Origin of the sequence: Motilimonas cestriensis (assembly GCF_021295315.1) — a bacterium.
Classification (GTDB): Bacteria; Pseudomonadota; Gammaproteobacteria; order Enterobacterales; family CBDFNC01; genus Motilimonas; species Motilimonas cestriensis.
On sequence record NZ_JAIMJA010000016.1, the window covers coordinates 1 to 19,310 of the forward strand.

15 protein-coding genes are annotated in these 19,310 nt (G+C 45.4%); 6 read left to right on the plus strand and 9 right to left on the minus strand.

Annotated elements, in window-relative coordinates; genetic code table 11:
• Window positions 1–500: 500 nt before the first annotated feature.
• The 7 genes from uvrD to lptM all read right to left on the minus strand — a co-directional run bounded on the left by uvrD (window position 501) and on the right by lptM (window position 7,388).
• The gene (uvrD, locus tag K6Y31_RS14990; RefSeq protein WP_232802594.1) at window positions 501–2,672 is read right to left on the minus strand and encodes a DNA helicase II; all 2,172 of its coding nucleotides are present in this window, start codon (window positions 2,670–2,672) and stop codon (window positions 501–503) included.
• 88 nt (window positions 2,673–2,760) lie between these two features.
• Window positions 2,761–3,471 (minus strand): HAD-IA family hydrolase, encoded by a 711-nt coding sequence (locus K6Y31_RS14995; RefSeq protein WP_233053765.1) that lies wholly within the window; start codon window positions 3,469–3,471, stop codon window positions 2,761–2,763.
• The gene (gene xerC, locus K6Y31_RS15000; RefSeq protein WP_345790264.1) at window positions 3,471–4,370 is read right to left on the minus strand and encodes a tyrosine recombinase XerC; all 900 of its coding nucleotides are present in this window, start codon (window positions 4,368–4,370) and stop codon (window positions 3,471–3,473) included. Before xerC ends, K6Y31_RS14995 begins: the two co-directional genes overlap by 1 nt.
• Before the next feature lie 26 nt (window positions 4,371–4,396).
• On the minus strand, window positions 4,397–5,107 hold the full coding sequence (locus K6Y31_RS15005) for a DUF484 family protein (protein ID WP_233053767.1): 711 nt from the start codon (window positions 5,105–5,107) through the stop codon (window positions 4,397–4,399).
• Window positions 5,104–5,931, minus strand: coding sequence for a diaminopimelate epimerase (gene dapF / locus K6Y31_RS15010; RefSeq protein WP_233053768.1), 828 nt, complete (start codon window positions 5,929–5,931; stop codon window positions 5,104–5,106). Before dapF ends, K6Y31_RS15005 begins: the two co-directional genes overlap by 4 nt.
• Before the next feature lie 13 nt (window positions 5,932–5,944).
• The gene (gene lysA / locus K6Y31_RS15015; protein ID WP_233053769.1) at window positions 5,945–7,198 is read right to left on the minus strand and encodes a diaminopimelate decarboxylase; all 1,254 of its coding nucleotides are present in this window, start codon (window positions 7,196–7,198) and stop codon (window positions 5,945–5,947) included.
• A gap of 10 nt (window positions 7,199–7,208) precedes the next feature.
• On the minus strand, window positions 7,209–7,388 hold the full coding sequence (gene lptM, locus K6Y31_RS15020) for an LPS translocon maturation chaperone LptM (RefSeq protein WP_233053770.1): 180 nt from the start codon (window positions 7,386–7,388) through the stop codon (window positions 7,209–7,211).
• Window positions 7,389–7,462: 74 nt separating this feature from the next.
• Here lptM and cyaY point away from each other — a divergent pair, with 74 nt between their 5' ends.
• Both cyaY and K6Y31_RS15030 read left to right on the plus strand, forming a co-directional pair.
• Window positions 7,463–7,783, plus strand: coding sequence for an iron donor protein CyaY (gene cyaY, locus K6Y31_RS15025; protein ID WP_233053771.1), 321 nt, complete (start codon window positions 7,463–7,465; stop codon window positions 7,781–7,783).
• On the plus strand, window positions 7,776–8,444 hold the full coding sequence (locus tag K6Y31_RS15030) for an alpha/beta hydrolase (RefSeq protein ID WP_233053772.1): 669 nt from the start codon (window positions 7,776–7,778) through the stop codon (window positions 8,442–8,444). The genes cyaY and K6Y31_RS15030 overlap by 8 nt, the downstream gene beginning before the upstream one ends.
• Window positions 8,445–8,469: 25 nt before the next feature.
• On the opposite strand, the gene K6Y31_RS15035 is transcribed toward K6Y31_RS15030, so the two are convergent.
• Window positions 8,470–10,986: a class I adenylate cyclase gene (locus K6Y31_RS15035; protein WP_233053773.1), complete on the minus strand. Its 2,517-nt coding sequence runs from the start codon at window positions 10,984–10,986 to the stop codon at window positions 8,470–8,472.
• Window positions 10,987–11,290: 304 nt separating this feature from the next.
• Between K6Y31_RS15035 and hemC the strand changes: the two genes are divergently transcribed.
• Genes hemC through K6Y31_RS15055 form a run of 4 tightly spaced genes read left to right on the plus strand, consistent with a single transcriptional unit; the run spans window position 11,291 to window position 15,410 of the window.
• A complete protein-coding gene (hemC, locus tag K6Y31_RS15040) occupies window positions 11,291–12,223 on the plus strand; it encodes a hydroxymethylbilane synthase (RefSeq protein ID WP_233053774.1) in 933 nt (310 codons plus the stop codon).
• Window positions 12,220–12,972 (plus strand): uroporphyrinogen-III synthase, encoded by a 753-nt coding sequence (locus tag K6Y31_RS15045; RefSeq protein WP_233053775.1) that lies wholly within the window; start codon window positions 12,220–12,222, stop codon window positions 12,970–12,972. The genes hemC and K6Y31_RS15045 overlap by 4 nt, the downstream gene beginning before the upstream one ends.
• 16 nt (window positions 12,973–12,988) lie before the next feature.
• Window positions 12,989–14,239, plus strand: coding sequence for a uroporphyrinogen-III C-methyltransferase (locus K6Y31_RS15050; RefSeq protein WP_233053776.1), 1,251 nt, complete (start codon window positions 12,989–12,991; stop codon window positions 14,237–14,239).
• The gene (locus K6Y31_RS15055; protein ID WP_233053777.1) at window positions 14,232–15,410 is read left to right on the plus strand and encodes a heme biosynthesis HemY N-terminal domain-containing protein; all 1,179 of its coding nucleotides are present in this window, start codon (window positions 14,232–14,234) and stop codon (window positions 15,408–15,410) included. Before K6Y31_RS15050 ends, K6Y31_RS15055 begins: the two co-directional genes overlap by 8 nt.
• Before the next feature lie 145 nt (window positions 15,411–15,555).
• On the opposite strand, the gene K6Y31_RS15060 is transcribed toward K6Y31_RS15055, so the two are convergent.
• Entirely contained in the window at window positions 15,556–19,308 is a 3,753-nt protein-coding gene (locus K6Y31_RS15060; RefSeq protein ID WP_233053778.1) for a response regulator, read from the minus strand.
• Window positions 19,309–19,310: the final 2 nt, after the last annotated feature.

A 19,310-nucleotide genomic window follows, 5' to 3' on the forward strand; every position in this document is an offset into this window, starting at 1 on the left:
TTGGTCCGAAGACCTGCTCAATGAATTCTGTTTTGAACATCACCTAAGTGATATTCGATTTGTTCTATATGAACACTCAGAAATAACATTGATAAATAAATCGTTTTGGCGATTCGTTACCATTGCGCTGTCAACCGAAGTTAAACAACATGAGTATTCACACAGATTGCATGATTAAATTGTTAAAGAACATTGACTGGGTTGCTTTCGCTTTACCTCGTCAGGGCTGCGCATTCTACGCCAGCCGGTTTGAAAGTCAATCGTTAATTTGCATTAAATTATCGATTTCTTTTCTGGTTAGAAGGCTAAGCTTCTTAACCACCTGATGTTGCGTTGCGCCTTGCGCTGTGCCGTCTCAGTGATTGCGCATTATAGGGAGATTCGATTTCAGCGCAACCCTTTTATCAAGATAATTTGCAAAAAGATCGCTCTTTTGATGTTTTTACCTCGAAACGCTCAAAAACCACACTAAACTTGATAAAAATGGCGCTTTTATCAGCTTATAGCTTTTCTAGTCGAGCATAAGAAGTGACTAACCACTTGCTACCTTGGTCGTCAAAGTGCACTTGAATGCGGCTGTGCTCACCACTTCCTTCGTAATTGAGCACCGTACCATCGCCGAATTTCACATGATTGACCCGCTGTCCTAAGGCGAAACCTGTGTTTTCAAACGATTCATTAACTGAAGTGTTCGAAAAACGACCAAATTGCGTTGGTCTGCTCACTTGGGTTTTCAATCTCACTTCTGTTACACACTCAGCGGGTAACTCTTTAAGAAAGCGTGACGGGCGATGAAACTTTTCTTGGCCGTATAAACGACGGCTTTCGGCGTAGCACAAATAGAGTTTCTGCATCGCACGGGTCATGCCTACGTAACAAAGACGACGCTCTTCTTCTAATCGTGTTGGATCTTCGGCGGATTGTTGGCTTGGGAACATCCCTTCCTCTACACCCACGACAAAGACCAATGGAAATTCGAGCCCTTTCGCTGAGTGCATGGTCATCATTTGCACCGCATCATCAAATTCATCGGCTTGTTGTTCACCCGCTTCTAGTGCGGCGTGGGTTAAGAAAGCGGTCAAATCTGACATTTCTTCGGCTTCTTCCGGCTTTTCAAATTGCTTGGTGGCCGTGACCAGCTCTTCTAAGTTTTCAATTCGCGCCTTGCCCTTCTCGCCTTTCTCTGCCAAGTACATGGCTTGGAGGCCAGAGTGCAAAATCACAAAATCCACTTGTTCGTGTAATGGCAACTCGGTGGTGTCTTGTTCCATTTGATTTATCAGCTGGACAAACCCTTTTAATGCAGTAGACGCTCGCCCCGCAAAAACACTTTCATCTAATAGTTGAATCAATGTTTGCCACAAGGTTTGGCCGCGATCGCGTGCGGCGATACGTAATATGCCTAAGGTTTTATCGCCAACGCCGCGTGCTGGGGTATTAATGATGCGCTCAAACGCGGCATCGTCTAAGCGCGAATTAATCACCCGCATATAAGCCAGTGCATCTTTAATTTCTTGCCGATCAAAGAAGCGATGACCGCCATAAATTCGATACGGTAGACTGGCCTGCATTAGGGCTTCTTCTATTACTCGTGATTGCGCGTTGTTACGATATAAAATGGCGCAGTCTTTTAAATCGCCTTTTTCATCGCGCCACTCTTTAATTTGCCCAACCACAAAACGCGCTTCATCCACTTCATTAAAACCAGCATATAGCGAGATCGGCTCGCCAGCGTCACCTTCAGTCCAAAGCTCTTTACCCATGCGTTCACTATTATTAGCAATGAGCTTGTTTGAGGCTTTTAGAATAGTGGCGGTTGAGCGATAGTTTTGCTCAAGGCGGATGGTTTCCGCGCCTTTATTGTCATCAAGAAAACGCTGAATATTTTCAATACGGGCACCACGCCAGCCATAAATAGACTGATCATCATCGCCGACAATCATGAGGTTATTGTCGCTACTGGTTAAAAGTCGTAGCCAAGCGTATTGGATATTGTTGGTGTCTTGAAATTCGTCGACCAGCACGTTGCGAAAACGTTTTTGGTAATGCTCGAGAATAAATGGGTTGTTGAGGAATAGCTCATGGGCACGTAATAACAGCTCAGCAAAATCAATCAGACCGGCGCGATCACAAGCTTCTTGGTACGCCTGATAGATCTTAATAAAAGTACCTTCTATAACATCACCAAATGCATCAAGGTGCTTAGGGCGTAAGCCTTCGTCTTTTTTACCATTGATATACCACTGCGCTTGCTTAGGCGGAAAGGTTTTATCATCGAGATTCATACCCTTACATAGGCGTTTCAGTAAGCGTAATTGATCATCGGAATCGAGCACCTGAAAATCTTGCGGCAAGCCGACATCATTATAATGAGCACGTAATAAACGGTGGGCTAAACCGTGGAAAGTACCGATCCACATGCCGCCCGCACCACTGCCTAACAAAGCCTCAACTCGAGCACGCATTTCTTTCGCGGCCTTATTGGTAAAAGTCACCGCCAATACCGAATAAGGTGAACAGTGCTCGACTTGTAACAACCAAGCAATGCGGTGCACCAGCACACGGGTTTTGCCACTGCCCGCGCCCGCTAATACAAGTTTACTGGATTGTGGCGCAGCAACTACGGCGCGCTGTTTGTCGTTAAGACCGTCGAGCAAGAGTTCAGGATTCATAAAAGCACTGTTTATTTATTCAGTAATAAAGGGATTATACCCAAACCAGCCAAAGATGCGAATTTCTCCGCTGGCAGGGAATATATGATTAAAGCAGGTGTAATAACTGGCTAAGGTGTGTCATTTCAATATCAGGCAACATGCGGCTATCTTGATGAGTGCGCAACTGATGCCCTTGATCATTAAACCAGATAGCTTGCGCGCCATTTGCTTTGGCGCCCAATACATCGGTCGTGAGATGATCGCCAACGTGTAAAATATCGGCTATTTCAATATTTAAATGGTTTGCCGCATAAGCAAACATATCGACATGGGGTTTCGCCCTTAAGCCATCACCCGCCTTTAATACCAAGCTAAACGCATGCTCTAAACCTATCTGCGCTAAATTCACATTGCCGTTAGTAATCGCGATCACTGGATAGACTTGGGCCAACTGGTTAAGTACATCAAGGCTTGCGGCGGGCACGGTAAAATCACTGCGCACATGTAAAAAATACTCAAACGCTTGCTGTGCCATTTGCTGCGGGTCGCTCAGTTGCAGTTCAACAAAGATGGCTTGCAACGCCGCCAAACGCCACGCGGTTACATCGCCAATTAAACTGCCATCAACAGCAAGCACTTGTTGCTTGTAATCAAACCATTGTTGCTTGGTCAATCGCGCTAATCTTGGATCTTGCTGACGTAAATAATCAAAGCTTTGTTGCTCGGCTTTTATGATGATCGGACGGTTGTCGTATAAGGTGTCATCGAGGTCAAAACTGATGGCTTTGAAAGGCTTTAAACGGCGGTAACATTTCATTATTCAGACTCTTTATTTCGCTTTGATCTTGGGTGAGCATTATCATAAACCTTCGCTAGATGTTGAAAGTCTAAATGGGTATAAACTTGCGTGGTGGCAATATTGGCGTGGCCAAGTAACTCTTGCACCGCGCGTAGGTCACCACTGGACTCAAGCATATGGGTGGCAAAAGAATGACGCAGCTTATGAGGATGAACATGGCTATTTAAACTTTGCTTTAAGCCCCACTGCTCCATTCTTGCTTGCACACTGCGCACGGAAATACGTTGTTTACGTTTCGACAAAAACAAGGCTGGCTCATCGCTCATGGCATATTCACCGCGCACCACTAACCAAGCCCGAATACTGTCGACCGCTTGGCGACCCACCGGCAAGATACGCTCTTTGTTACCTTTACCGATCACTCGCACCTGGCGCTCATCTAACTTTATTGACGTTAGATCAAGATTAACCAGCTCACTTAAGCGCAAACCAGAAGAATACATTAATTCCATAATGGCTTTATCACGGATAACTAACGGGTCGTTGGTATCTAAATCAAGCAAGCGCAGCATGTCATCAACATCGAGGTTTTTCGGCAGCGGTCGGCCTTGTTTCGGCGGGCTAATCCCTTTACAGGGGTTAATCACCAACCAATCTTGGCGCAATGCAAACTCATAGAAACTGCGTAAAGCAGACAATTTAGTGGCGATACTGGCAGAGCTAATGCCTTTTTTATGCAGCTTAGCAATCAATAAGCGCACCATTTGTGCATCAACTTGCTGCCAAGAGGTTACTTCTCGCTCGGCCAATAAAGCCATAAACTGCACTAAATGCTGCTGGTAGTTCTGGAGGGTATGAGGACTTAACTGACGTTCGGACTTGAGGTGTTGCAAAAACGCATCCATCCACTCTTGCATGACACACCTCATTATTTGGAATGACGTTACGCGCTGTCGGTTTTAACTTTTACCAGCCGCGGCAATAAAATAGCCACGATATGGCAGAGCTGGTCTAACAGCAAGGTATCCATTTCTGGCACAAAGTGATTCGCGTTAGCACTACCGACCGCCAAGATACCCAGACAGCCTTGCTCTCCGAGCTCAATTAAAGCAACGGAGTTAACTAAAGCCTTTTCACCAAAAATGGCATTTTTATCTGCTTGATCAATACGACCAAAATAGTGCTCTTCGTTGCGGATCCGCTGCGCTCGTAAACCGTCTAACGTCGATTTATCTAGGCTATAAATGGCATGCTGCGCTGGCAAATCAAAGTAATCCGTGTCCAATTTGATCGCAAACGCGTTTAACCGTAATTGTTCACGAAAAACCCGACCTAAAATCCGCACTAACTGAACCAAGGATTCTGCTTGTACTAACTCAGGATATAAATCACCATAAGTACGCGAAATTTTCTCATTGTGAGTCGCTATCGACATCAACTGAGTAATTTCTTCTTCAAGCTGGCTGATTTTTTGCCGTTGGCGTTGCATTTGCATTTGCACCAACGACACCGTGCCATGTTCTTCATGAGGCAAGGTTAGCGAGCTTAATAATTCAGGGTGGCGTAAAAAAAACTCGGGTGAGTTCGCTAAAAATTGCGCCACATTTTCTTCATCTAATGCAACCTGATGCGGCGCAATACTACTGTCACTCATATTTGAATTTGTCCGTCAAACACATGCTCTGCCGCGCCAGTCATCATCACTGAGCCGCCCGGTTGCCACTCAAAAGACAACTTGCCACCACGTAACTCTAAAGTACATTTTGGTCCAAGCTTACCTTGCAGTTGACCAATCACCGCGGCAGCACAAGCACCAGAGCCACAAGCTAACGTTTCCCCAGCACCGCGCTCCCATACCCGAAGCTTGCCTAAGCCTTCATTGACCACCTGTAAAAAGCCCACGTTTACCTTTTGCGGAAAACGCTCATGCTTTTCTAACAAGGGACCCAATATCTCTACCGGTGCAGTATCGACATCATCAACTAATACCACACAATGTGGATTGCCCATCGACACCACACCACACATAGTGGCGCCTTCCTCAGTAAGCACTAAGTAAGTTTTTTCTTCTCTTTGCGCTTTAAATGGCACTTTAGCAGGCTCAAATACCGGCTTACCCATGTCTACAGTGATATTGCCATCTGGCTGCACTATCAGCTCAATTCGCCCTTTAGCGGTACTGACGCCAATACGCTTTTTATTAGTCAAACCTTTCATGCGCACAAAACGGGCAAAGCAACGCGCGCCGTTACCACATTGTTCAACTTCACTGCCATCGGCATTGAAAATGCGGTAATGAAAATCTAAATCGGGACTATATGGCGGCTCAACAATTAACAGCTGGTCAAAACCAATACCAAAGTTACGGTCCGCCAAACGGCGGATCGCATCATTAGAAAAGAACACATTTTGGGTTACATTATCAACCACCATAAAGTCGTTGCCCAAGCCGTGCATTTTCGAAAAATTTACTAACATCTAATTTCGTTCCTTAGGAAGGTAAAACGTTTTCACCTTTCCACAGGTCTTCATGAGTTTCACGCGCTCGCACTAGGTAAGCTTGATCCCCATCGACCATAATTTCAGCTGGGCGACAACGGCTATTGTAGTTTGATGCCATGGTCGAGCCATAAGCGCCGGCACTGCGCACCACGACGTAATCACCTTCAGCAATCGCCAAGTCACGATCTTTACCTAAGAAATCACCCGTTTCACAAATCGGACCCACTACATCATAGTTGCGGGTTTCCCGATCGGCATGCAAGTTCATCGGCTCGATACGCTGCCAAGCACTGTAAAGAGCAGGACGAATTAAATCATTCATCGCAGCATCAACAATGGCAAAGTTTTTGTGCTCAGTCAGCTTTAAGAATTCTACTTTAGACACCAAGATGCCTGCATTAGCCATGATCGCACGGCCCGGCTCAAATAATAGCTTCAGCTTGCGGTCGCCTAATCGAGCCTTCAGCGCTTTTGTGTATTCGGCTGGTTGTGGCGGGGTTTCACCGTTATAAGGCACACCCAAACCACCACCAACATCTAAATGGCTAATTTCAATGCCTTTAGATTTTAAGTTATCAATCAATACTAATAGCTTATCGATGGCTTCAATAAAGGGCTCGATTTCTGTTAGCTGAGAGCCAATATGACAATCGACACCTTTTACTTCAATATTCTCTAACGCACTGGCTATTTGATAAATCGCGGACGCCTTTTCAATATCGATACCAAACTTGTTTTCTTTTAAGCCGGTAGAAATATAAGGGTGCGTACCGGCATCTATATTAGGGTTGACGCGAATAGAAACTGGCGCTTTTTTACCCATAAGAGCGGCAACTTCATTAATGCGTAATAATTCGCCTTCAGACTCAACGTTAAAACAGTAGATGCCAGCTTCTAACGCAGTACGAATTTCTAACTCTGTTTTACCGACGCCAGAAAACACCACTTTTTGTGGATCACCACCGGCTTTTAATACTCTTAATAATTCACCGACCGAGACAATATCGAAACCCGAGCCCAATTTAGCCATCAGATTCAATACACCTAAGTTTGAGTTCGCCTTAACAGCGTAACAAATCATATGAGGATGATCGCCCGCCGCTTGGTCAAAAGCATGCCAATGGCGCTCGATAGTGGCACGAGAATAAATGTAAGCAGGCGTACCGCTTTGCTTAATAACGTCTTCTACCGCTAGGTCTTCCGCGAAAAGACGGCCATCTTCCTGATAATTAAAAAAGTCCAAAGCTCTACCCCTACTTAGATTGATCTGTTTCGTTATTATTGGTTACATCTGCTGTCGGCATTGGCGTTGGCTCCAGTGTCGATTCCGGCTGAGGCTCAGGGGTTGGTAAATACAACGGGCCCTTGACACCACATCCGGCAAGCAGTAAAACCAAGCCTAAACCAAAGGCCATTTGGTTTACTCTGGTCATGATAGACTCTATGTTAATTCGGTTATGAACACTATAATCGCATTCACCATGATAAAAGCAATAGGGATTACGCAATGAATGATACTGAATTTCACCGTTTAGCCGATGATTTTTACCAACTACTGACAGAAAAGGTCGACCCATACGAGGACGATATTGAGTGGGAAATCAATGGCAGCGTGCTTGAGCTTGAATTTGCTGACCGCTCTAAAATCATCATCAACCGTCAAGAGCCACTGCATCAGATTTGGGTAGCCACCAAATTTAACGGCCATCATTTTGAATACAAAGACGGCCCTTGGGTTGATAACCGTGAAGGCGGCGAGCTTTTAAGCTTCCTGAGTGCAGCAATTGAAAAGCAATCTGGTATCAAGGTTGACCTAAGTAATGCTTGATGCCATCACGATAGAGCCAGCCAGTGAAGCACAAGCTTGTGTGATTTGGTTACACGGCCTAGGCGACTCAGGCGCAGGGTTTGCTCCTATTGTGCCAGAGCTGAAATTGCCAAAGCAGCATGGGATCCGCTTTATCTTTCCTCATGCCCCAATGCGCGCGGTCACCGTGAACCAAGGGCAAACCATGCGCGCTTGGTATGATATTAAGACCATGGACTTAAATAATCGCGCCGATGAAACAGGTGTGCTCGAATCCATGGCGTTAGTCAGCGAATTAATTGAGCAGCAAATAACGCAAGGCATTAGGCCAGAGAACATCGTGATGGCTGGGTTTTCACAAGGTGGCGTGATCGCACTGCATTTAGCCTGCCGTAGCCAACATCGCTTGGCTGGCGTGATGGCATTATCCACTTATATGTGTAAACCAGAACTGCTGAGTAAAGAGAAAACGTCAGCTAATCAAAACACAGCGTTCTTGATGCATCATGGTGAGTTTGATGAGGTGGTGCCACTACAGACTGCCAAACAAGCAAAACAAACCTTAAGCGAACAAGGCTTTAGCGTAAAATGGCAAACCTACCGTATGGGGCACAGCCTGTGCGCGCAGCAAATTGCTGATATTAGCTACTGGCTAAAGCAACGCTTAGGGTCTGCGATATAAATGTGTTAACGCCATAGGCCTAAAATTAAGAAGCGCTACTAAATTGCTTTATCGGTTCGCTGGTCATGGCTGGCGAGCGATAAGGCAACAACTCCAATTCACCATTGGCATCACTCACAATCTCGTAAAATTGAGGTAAGTTGAAGTTAATCATCGATTTATCATCTTGACGGGAATGGGCAGAGGTGTAAAAACGGTTCACGCCTTGCACCAACTCCTCTTTGTTGCCACTAAAGTGCTGGTAAGTTTCCACTCGATTTATTTCATCAACAATATAGATATTGAAGCCAGTATCGTGGTTTTCAAAAAAGAACTGCACTAGCCCTTCGCTGGAATGAGAAGCGACAATTTCAGGGGTTTTGGTGTGATGGGTTTTATCCAAGCGCAGCGGCATTCGCTCCAGCTTGGTATCGGCAATTTGACTGTAAAAGTCGATGGCATTTTCCAGTTTTTTCACTGACACACCACGGCGCTCGTAAAACACACCAAACTTTTGACTACCCACCACTAAGGTTTTCACCGCTTGGTCTCGTTCAGAATTCAGCCTAGTGCTAATACTCTCCGCCACTAACTGTTGGAATCGATTACGGATCAAACCACGAAAATGCTGCGCATAACAGAACACATCAATGCGATCGGGTGAAGCGGCGTCGTTGTGCATTTTACCTAAAATGGTACTCAACGCATCCACCACACTCTCCTCGCCATTAAAGTGCAAGGTTCTAATTTCATTCCAAGAGTTGCGATAAACCAGATCAACACTGCCCACTAAGCATTCTTTATTGGCACCAAAAGAAAAAACATCACTGGCGTTGACATCAAACTCAATCACCTTGTTAGCCCAATGACAGGTTGGATCGTTTTCTAAATTGAGAAAAATACTCAAATGGCGAATTTCACAAGGACGGCTCAAGGCGAGGTTGGTGGCATTAGAAACTTTTACTTTAAATGTCTGCGCCAAATCTTGGCTAAACTGTAAGAAATTCTCTTGTACTAAGTCTGAGCCTTGGTTGAACAAATGCAACTTAGTGTTCTTTACCAGTAAACCGTTAAAGTAACTCCAAGCAATCAACTTCGATAAATACGGACTATGCTCTAAAGGTGCGCGCCCCAAGATAGCTTTAGACTCTAAGGTGGAGTTATATAAGTACCAACCTTCTGGATTAGAGCGCCCTTCTGGCACTTGCACCACACTCAAATTTGGCTCTGACAAATCAGGTGAAATACTGGGATTAATCAATGCCACTTTACCCGGTAAGCTTTCAAATGCAGCATACAATTTGCGAGACAAAATACCGATATCTTCAGGGTTAATGCATTCACCAATATTGTTGCGGCGGGCAAAGCGGATCAAGTTACGATAACTTACCATAAGTGCTTCGAGTAGCTCGCCATGGGCGCCGCGCACTTCTTGCACTTTCCAGTTTTCACGATTGTCTAAGTGCAGCAATACTTGCTCACTCCATTGCCATTGCGAGACAATTTCTTGCAATGAATTTCGACGCCAAGCAGGTTCGTCTTCTTTAGCTAGTTGAGATAAGCGGTCACAGGTTTTGAGATAAAAACAGCGTCGAGCTAAATCTAAGCGCTTATGATCGTTGGTAGCTTCGAGATACTCCGTGACCTGATTCAGCATCAACCAATAGGCATCTAACTTTTTGTCGTAAAAACTTTGCTGATGGAACGTTTTTTTAGCGCGAACTGAAATCAACTCGGTATTGGGATACGCCCAAGAATAGGCTTCCATCAGCAAGGTTTTAATCACCGCTTTATAAGGGCTATCAATTCCCTTATAGAGCTGCCATAAGCTAGAGCCAAAATACTCTTCGGCAGGGATCCGGCCAAAACCGCCCAGATCAAGCCAATCATCTAAATTAATTTTATTCTGCGCCACCAGCTGGGCTACATATTCGTCGTAATTACCTTCTTGTTCAGCTGGGATCATATACCATAGCAAAGGCTTGCCCGCGATACACAGAGCACTGCGATAAAACTCATCCAGCAGCAATAGGTGAGATGCACTGCCGCAACCTTCTTTACTAAGATGAGCGCTGTTTTGGACACGGAATTTATTGTCTGGAACCAAAAAAAAGTTAACTTCAATGCCGCGGGTTTCGGCCCACTGGGTGATCAATAAACATTTATTCTCAAGCAATAAACGGCGCTCACGACTAAGCTCATGACGATGACAAATCCAAATGTCTAAATCACTGTCACAACACTGACCAATAGATGAGGTGCTGCCCATGGTATATAAACCTAGGATAGTAGTTTCATTTACATCAATATTGGCGTCACAATTAGCGGTTAGGGATAAGTCTTGAACGAAATTACGTTGTTCACAAGAAGGTTCGAAGGCGGCAATACCATGAGGCACTTCGCCACTGACGAAGCCAGGCAAAAGCGGATTATTATAATGCAGTAACACAGGGATAAAGTTAAAAACATAACGACCTTGCGCCGGTAATGCATCCCGCGCATATTGTAAACGCAAAAGATTAAATTCATCTGCACGTTGTTGTAATGCTTCTAGCTGCTGCAAAAAATGACCCTTTCTAAAAAGTATGACCCACTCACCAAGCCCTTACGAGCCACTCATTGAGTCAACTTAAGACCACACAAAAAGTGTGATCATGTTAACAGTATATTAGTGATTGGTAAATACAACCGCTCATAAAACCAGCATCAGTGCTGGTAATATCCGCTTTTACTATCCATAACAAAACATTTTCGCGCTGAAACATATCAAAACAACCCAATGATGAAAATATAAATTCGCAGCTTTAATGAGTTGTTTAAGGGTTTTTGATAACATTCAGAGCCCTACTCAGACCAATGGAATGAACATGGCAACACAAACATTACGTATCGCCACGCGCAAAAGCCCGCTAGCAATGTGGCAAGCACAATTTGTTAAAGACGCTTTAGAAGCTATTCACCCTGACCTTGAAGTGATTTTGCTTCCTTTTGTCACTAAGGGTGACATTATCCTAGATACTCCGTTGGCCAAGGTGGGTGGTAAAGGGCTGTTTGTCAAAGAGCTGGAAAATGCCATGCTGGCTGGCGAAGCAGACATTGCAGTGCATTCAATGAAAGACGTACCAATGGAGTTTCCCGTGGGTTTAGGCTTAACCACCATCTGTGAGCGAGGCGATCCACGCGATGCGTTTGTATCAAACAACTTCCAAAAAATAGAAGACTTACCCGCCGGCTCGGTGGTCGGCACGTCTAGCCTACGACGCCAGTGTCAAATTCGCGCCAGCCGTCCTGATCTTGTAGTGAAAGATTTACGCGGTAATGTAAATACTCGCTTGAGTAAAATGGACGCCGGTGAATACGATGCCATTATTCTGGCCGCAGCTGGCTTACTACGCCTTGAGATGGATGAACGCATTGCTAGTTACATTAGCCCCGAACAAAGTTTACCCGCAGTTGGCCAAGGTGCGGTAGGTATAGAGTGTCGCAGTGACGACCACGCTACTATCGCCTTGCTTGCGTCATTAGATCATCCCGAAACACGTATTCGTGTACTTGCCGAGCGCGCCGTTAACAACACCCTAGAGGGTGGTTGCCAGGTGCCTATTGGCAGTTATGCTGAGCTAGAAGGCGAAGAGATTTACTTACGCGCTTTAGTGGGCAGCCCAGATGGTACCACCATGCTTTTTCGTGAAACCCGTGGCCCCATTGCGCAAGCAGAGCAACTTGGCGTAACGTTAGCCAACAGTCTACTTGACGCGGGCGCCAAAGAAATTCTCGCAGAGGTTTATCAAAACGCATGACACCCTTACGCATTTTAGTCACGCGGCCGCAGCGACACCAGCAGCCGCTGATTGATGCACTAGTGCAACAAGGTTGGTTCGCAATCGGCCAACCTTTGCTCGAAATCAGCGCCAGTCCTGAGATTGAATCGTTGGCTATGTCACAGCATCAGCTAGCGCGCTTTCAATTTATCATCGCCATTAGTGACAATGCGGTGCGCTATGCCAATAACTGGCTAAAGCAGCAACATCTCAGCTGGCCCAATCAAGCACAATACCTAGCGGTCGGCAAAAACACGGCAGATTGCTGGCAGCAATTAGCACAAGTGAATGCGTGTTACCCCGAGTCAGCTGATTCAGAAGGCTTAATCGCCATGCCAGCATTACAAGCCATCGACCAGAGTGAAATTCTGATACTCAAAGGTAACGCAGGCCGCGACTTAATCGCATCAAGCTTACAAAAAGCAGGAGCGAAGGTCACAGAAGTCAGCACTTATCAACGTCTACCGATCCCCTTAAGTCAATCTGAAACCCTAACTAAATGGCAACAAAATCACATAAACAGTGTTATTATCACTAGCGGAGAAATACTTTTCGCCCTGATAAATGTTGTACCAAATCACGAGCGTAACTGGCTGTTTAAACTAAACTTGATTGTAATTAGCCAAAGAATCGCAAAACTGGCCCGAGAAGCTGGGTTTATCAAAGTTTGGATCGCTCAAGGCGCCAGCCAATCAGCCTTGATCCAATGCCTTCATAACATTGAATAACATAGGACAGGTGTCAATGACCGCTAAAGACAGTAATTCAACCAATCCCAAAAGCACGCCGTCAGCGCCTGAAAATAAAGACAAGGCCAAGACAGAGGCTCAGGTCGATAATAAAAAAGCGCCGTCAAAAGCAGCGGCTGCGACGCCTCAATCGGCCAGCGACAAAACTAGCCAAGATCGCAGCAAGCCAAGTAAAGGCGGCCTCTACTTAGGCATTGCCGCAATCATACTCAGCGCCGGGTTAAGTTCGTGGTTATATTGGCATCATCAACAAAGCCTAGCCAATCAACAAGGTCAGTTAGACCAACTTGAAAACCAAATTTTAGACCGCTTACAATTACAAATAACGTCAGCCCTTGATCAACAACAGCGTGATATTGGCGCATTAAAAGCACTCAACCAAGCCACCGCTGAGCGCAATAAAGCCTTAGAGCAAAGCTTGCAGGCTCAAGCTAAACAAGCGACATTAATTGAACAAGACATCGGCAACCTGCAACGCAACATTGCAGAAATGGACGTACGCCGCCCTAGTGACTGGATGTTAGCGGAAGCTGAATACCTCATGCGCATGGCAGGCCGCAAACTCTGGTTAGAGCATGATGTCAAATCAAGCATCGCTTTACTACTGGCGACAGACCAACGGATCACCGAACTGTCTGACCCTAGTTTAAACCCGCTACGCCAAGCCATCATTAACGATATCTCTCAACTTGAAGCGCTTCCTGATCTTGATAAAGACGGTTTAGTGCTGAAGCTAACCAGCTTAGAGCAACAGATCGATGAGCTCAATATTGCTGGAATTAAGCTACCTGACGTCCTAACTGAAACTGACAACACCTTGTCGTCCGACATCAACGATTGGCAAGAAAACTTGAAAAAATCATGGCGCTCATTTGCCGACAGTTTTATCACCATTGAACGCCGTGATGGCAAAGTAGAAGCCTTATTAGCACCTGACCAAGCTTGGTATTTAAAAGAGAATATTAAAAACCAACTAGTCAAAGCCCAGTTAGCGGTCTATCGCGAACATCAAGCCATTTATAGCGAATCACTGGAAAAAGCCGCCAGCTGGATCAATCAGTATTACGATCAAAACAATCCAACCACGCAATACTTAGTGGAAAACCTCACCGAGCTAAGCAAGAAGGCGGTCACCGTGCAGTACCCGGATCAACTGAAATCTAAGCCTATTTTGGAAGACGTCATTGATCACCGCGTCAAGAAGTCTCTTTCTAATTCAATGAAGCAGGAGTTAAGCCATGATTAAAGCGGCGATTCTTGTTGCCATTATTATTGCGGGCCTTATTTTTGGCCCTGAAGTGTCTGGCAGTAAAGGTTATGTGTTAGTGGCAATGGGTGACTACACCATTGAAACTAGCGTCAGCAAAGCCATCATTATTGGTGTTCTATTTTACCTCTTATTATTAGGCATTGAGTGGTTATTGCATAAAACATTGGGCATCAGTAGGCAATCATATAATTGGCTACGTGGTCGCAATGTACGTAAAGCGCGTAAAAATACTTACGCTGGCATGCTCGCATTAGCCGAAGGCGATTATAAAAATGCAGAGCGCCTGACAGCTAACTCCGCCACTCATAGCGATACTCCCCTGTTAAACTATCTTGCTGCTGCAGAAGCGGCGCAAGAGCAAGGTGATAACGCCAAACGTGATACTTATCTAAAACAAGCACAAGAAAACAGCGACAACAGCTTTGCCATCGGCTTAACTCAAGCCAAATTTCATTTACGTCAAGGCCAATATGAAGAAGCCCATGCCGCGTTAAGCCTGCTGCATAATAAACAGCCCAAGCACCAACAAGTATTGAAATTACTTAGTGAAACATACCAACAGCTGGATGAATGGCAAAAACTACTGGATTTGCTACCAAGTTTGCGCAAAGCAGGATTATTAGCCCATGATGACGCGGATCAGTTAGAGCTGACCACCTATGCGGGGATCTTTAAACAGCTGGCGAAACAGGAAGGCAGCCATGGCTTGCAAGTTTATTGGAACAAAATGTCTCGTAAGCTAAAAGCAGAGCCAAGCTTGATCGCTGCAATAGGCGAACAACTCATTACACTGGACGATCATGATGCAGCCAAAATTATCTTACTAAACGGTATCAAAAAGTCTGCACCAAACAGCATATTGGCGGTGATTAATCAGCTAAAGCTACCCGACTACCAAGATCTCATCAATAGCTTAGAAAGTGGTCGCAAGAAGTTCCCAGCCAGCGCAGCCTTAGAATCCGCTTACGCGCAATGCCAACTCAAAGCAGGCAACATTGAGCAGGCCATTAAAGCCTACCAAGCCGCGATCGAGCTAACGCCCAATGCAGACGATTACTATCAACTAGGCTTATTACTAGAACAGCAAGGTGTCATTAGCGAAGCACAGCAGTGCTTTAAGCGGGGGTTGGCATTAAGCCAAGCATAGGCTCAACCCCATAAACAACTAAGCCCAGCAAACGCTGGGCTTATTTTTAACGCTAAAAAGAGGGACGGCTTTACGATGCAGAGTTGAGCGTTTTATCTTCACCGCCAACTTCATTTGAAAGATATCCAGCGCGGCTGACGGCAAGCTACCCCTCAAGCCAGTCAGCTAATATTTGTCCTGCTTCTTCAAATTCATAATCATCAATCAAGTTATCAACTTCCTCTGCCACCTTGGGCGCTTGCTTGACAAGGCTAGGACGCAACTGCTGCCAACGCTGTTGAACCTCGCCACTAGATTGAGCCAATAATTGCTGCAACTCCAGCCAGACACTTTGCTCTTCATCATTACTCGAATTGAAATGGGATGTAAGCTGCTCAGATGCCAGCCAAGTTTTTAGTTTATCTATCGTTAAAGATAAACAATCACTGAATGCTTCAGAGAGCTCAATATTCGTTGCAGTCATTGAATGCCACTGTAGCTCTTGCTGCTCAGTCAACTTATGTAACTGAGCCAGGCCAATGTTGCCCGACGCTCCTTTAAGGCCATGTACAATACTTCTTACTTGCTCAGCATCATTAAACAGTAGGGCTTGCCTAATATTGTCTAAGTCGTTTTGATGCCCTTTCACAAATTCAGCCAACAGCTCCACCAGCAAGTTAGCATTCCCTGCCAAGCGCTTCATGACCGCTTCAATATTGACTTCTGGCGGCGGCTCAGACCAAGGGTAAACACTGTCCTCAGGTGCATTTATTAACTTACCAGCTGCCGCTTTGTTTGGCTTTTCATTAGGTACCTCTTGAATAATATCTCGAGTAACCTCCTGCGCAACATCCTGAGTTAGGTCTTGTTCATCCTTAACAGGCACTGGTAACCATTTAATTAGCACGCGTTTTAGTTCATCAGGATCAATTGGTTTACTGAGATAGTCATCCATCCCTTGTTTCAGGCACTTTTCTTTATCTCCTGCCATGGCATGGGCCGTCATTGCAATAATCGGTATTTGATGGTGTTCACGGATCACCTTAGTCGCTTGGTAGCCATCCATTTCTGGCATTTGAATGTCCATAAAGATCAGGTCAAACTCTTGCTGTTCAACCATAGCTACCGCTTCCACCCCGTTTGAAGCTATCTCGATGGTAATGCCTAATGCCTTGATTAGCTCTCTCGCTACCTGCTGGTTAATCAGATTATCTTCTGCCAATAGCACTCTTCCCTCTAGCCTCGAGGTTGCCAGCGGCTCTGGTTTGTTGTTAGCAGTGCGCTGCCCTAACAGAATATTATGTAAGGTGTTAAACAATACAGATTGATTAATCGGCTTGGTAATTAAGTCAACTACCCCCGCTCCTTTTGCTTGTTCTAATGCATCATCGCGACCAAACGATGTCACCATCACTATGGTGGGTAAGTTAAACTGGGCTTTGGCTTTGACTAAACGCCGGCTAGTTTCAATACCATCTAGACTCGGCATCTTCCAGTCCATCAAAATCAGATCATAGGGGCTAGCACTGGTCTTATTATTTAACAGATGCTCAATAGCTTCTTCACCTGACGCTAGCGTATCCACTTCCATGCCGAACTGGGTCAACATATCAGAAAAGATCAAGCGCGCACTTTCATTGTCATCGACGACTAATACTCGTTTACCATGTAAGGCATTCGCTTGCGCCTTTTTCACTTCACCTTCGCCCACCAGCAAATCAATATAGAAAAAGAACGTACTACCTTTACCTTGCGTACTCGTTACCCAAATATCACCGCCCATTTTCATTACCAACTGCTTGCTAATGGCAAGGCCTAAGCCTGTACCACCATATTTGCGGGTAGTGGAAGTGTCCGCTTGGGTAAAAGATTCAAATAATTGCGAAACCTGCTCTTCTGTTAAACCAATCCCCGTGTCTTTAACAGCAAAAAGTAGTCTGGCTTTTCCTGAACTAGCCGGCTTGGCGCTTATTTTAACCAGCACCTCTCCCGTTTCGGTAAACTTAACCGCATTGCTGGTTAAATTAGTCAGCACTTGAGCCAATCGAAGTGGATCACCAATCAAATGAGAAGGCACATCTGGCTCACAATGCACCAGTAGCTCAATGTCTTTTTCTTCGGCTTTGGTGCTACACAGTGCCGCGATCTCTTCTAAAATTGCGCCCAATTCAAACGGCACCGACTCCAATTCCAGCTTACCGGCTTCAATTTTTGAAAAGTCGAGAATATCGTTAATGATACCGAGTAGATTACGAGAAGAGGCTTGGATTTTATTAACATAATCTTGCTGCGTCTCATCTAAGTTCGTTTTCAGCGCAAGGTGACTCAAACCAATAATGGCATTCATCGGGGTGCGAATTTCATGGCTCATGTTAGCCAAAAAGTCACTCTTATATTGATTCGCCTGCTCGGCGTCTAGCTTAGCGATGTTCAACTCAAGCATGGCTTGCTCGGCACGTTGGCGGGCTTCCTCTAGCTCTAACACGCGCTTCTCTAGTTGTTGCTCAGCGGCTTTACGATCACTGATGTCATACAACCAAAGTAATACGCCCTGTTGATTAGATTGCACCAAGCGTTCCAGTGACAAGATCGCCCAAAAAACATGTCCAGAGCGACCCTTTAACTGCACTTCTCGCGGCCTAACGCGACCCGTCGCTTGGAATTCTGATTGGCAAGCCGCGCGCTGCGCTTCATCGACCCAGCCAAATTGATATTGCCCTGGCGTCAGCAGAAATGATAAGTCTGCGCCTAACAGCTCATATAACTGCGAGTTAGAATAAATTAGCCCACCCCCTTCATGCTGGACAATACCCGCACCGATAGGGCTGAGATCTAACACATTACGTAAACGCGCTTCATTATCCCGCAACGCCAGCTCCATGCTTTTACGTTCGGTAATATCAGATGCCGTGCCACACACACCACTGACGGTGTTAACTTCATCAAATAGGGCAAAACGACTACGTAAGAAAGTAAGCTGCTGACCATTGTTATCCAGCTCAACTTCCATCTCATCGCCTTGATTTTGCGTGAGAATACTTTTATCGCCAATAAAAAATAATCGATGCGCTGCATCGGAAAAGGCTTCATCAGCTGTTTTTCCAATCACTTCTTGGCTCTTAACGCCAAACAGCCGTTCAAAACTACGGTTAACGAATACAAAACGGTTATTGGTGTCTTTCAAATAAAACAGCGCGCTGGCGTTATTCAAAATAGCTTGGGTGCGCACTTCACCTTCACGAATGCGGCGCTCATCTATTTCACGCTGCACTATCATGCGGTTATAAGCCGCGATCACCTGACCCAGCTCATCACGCGACTGCCAGCTAACGGTTTTAATGCCTTGGCCGACAGACATGCCATTAATTGATTCAAGTAAGCGCCGCAAAGGAATCCCCAGCATACGATGAGTACTGAGTAATGACACTCCGGCAATGAGCAAAATAAACACCACCAGCATCACCACATCCGACTTGATGCGCTGATAACTTTTACTGCGGATGGTGTCATCGCGAAACACCACGCGTAATGCTCCCATCACGAGGGAGTCGTTCCCATATTCGTAACGAATATGCTTCATGATACTGATATGGCCTTGGTGCTCTACTTCTTGCTCACCAATTTCTAACAGCACATTATTGAGCTCATCCGTTAGCACCGCCGATACAAAAGCTTCGTCGGAAGCGATATAGCTTAACGCAAGCTCTAACGCCTGATTATCTAAATTCCACATATGAGAACCTAGTGCTTCAGACTGAACGGACACTAGCTGATCGAGATGACTGTGCAGAGATTCTCGTTCATTGACATAATGACGATACTCTAAAATAGCAAACAATAGGGTTAAGCCAACCGCAGCCGTTGCAATAAAAATAGTCAGCATTTTCATTGCAAGGGAGCGGGTCAGTCGCAACATCATAA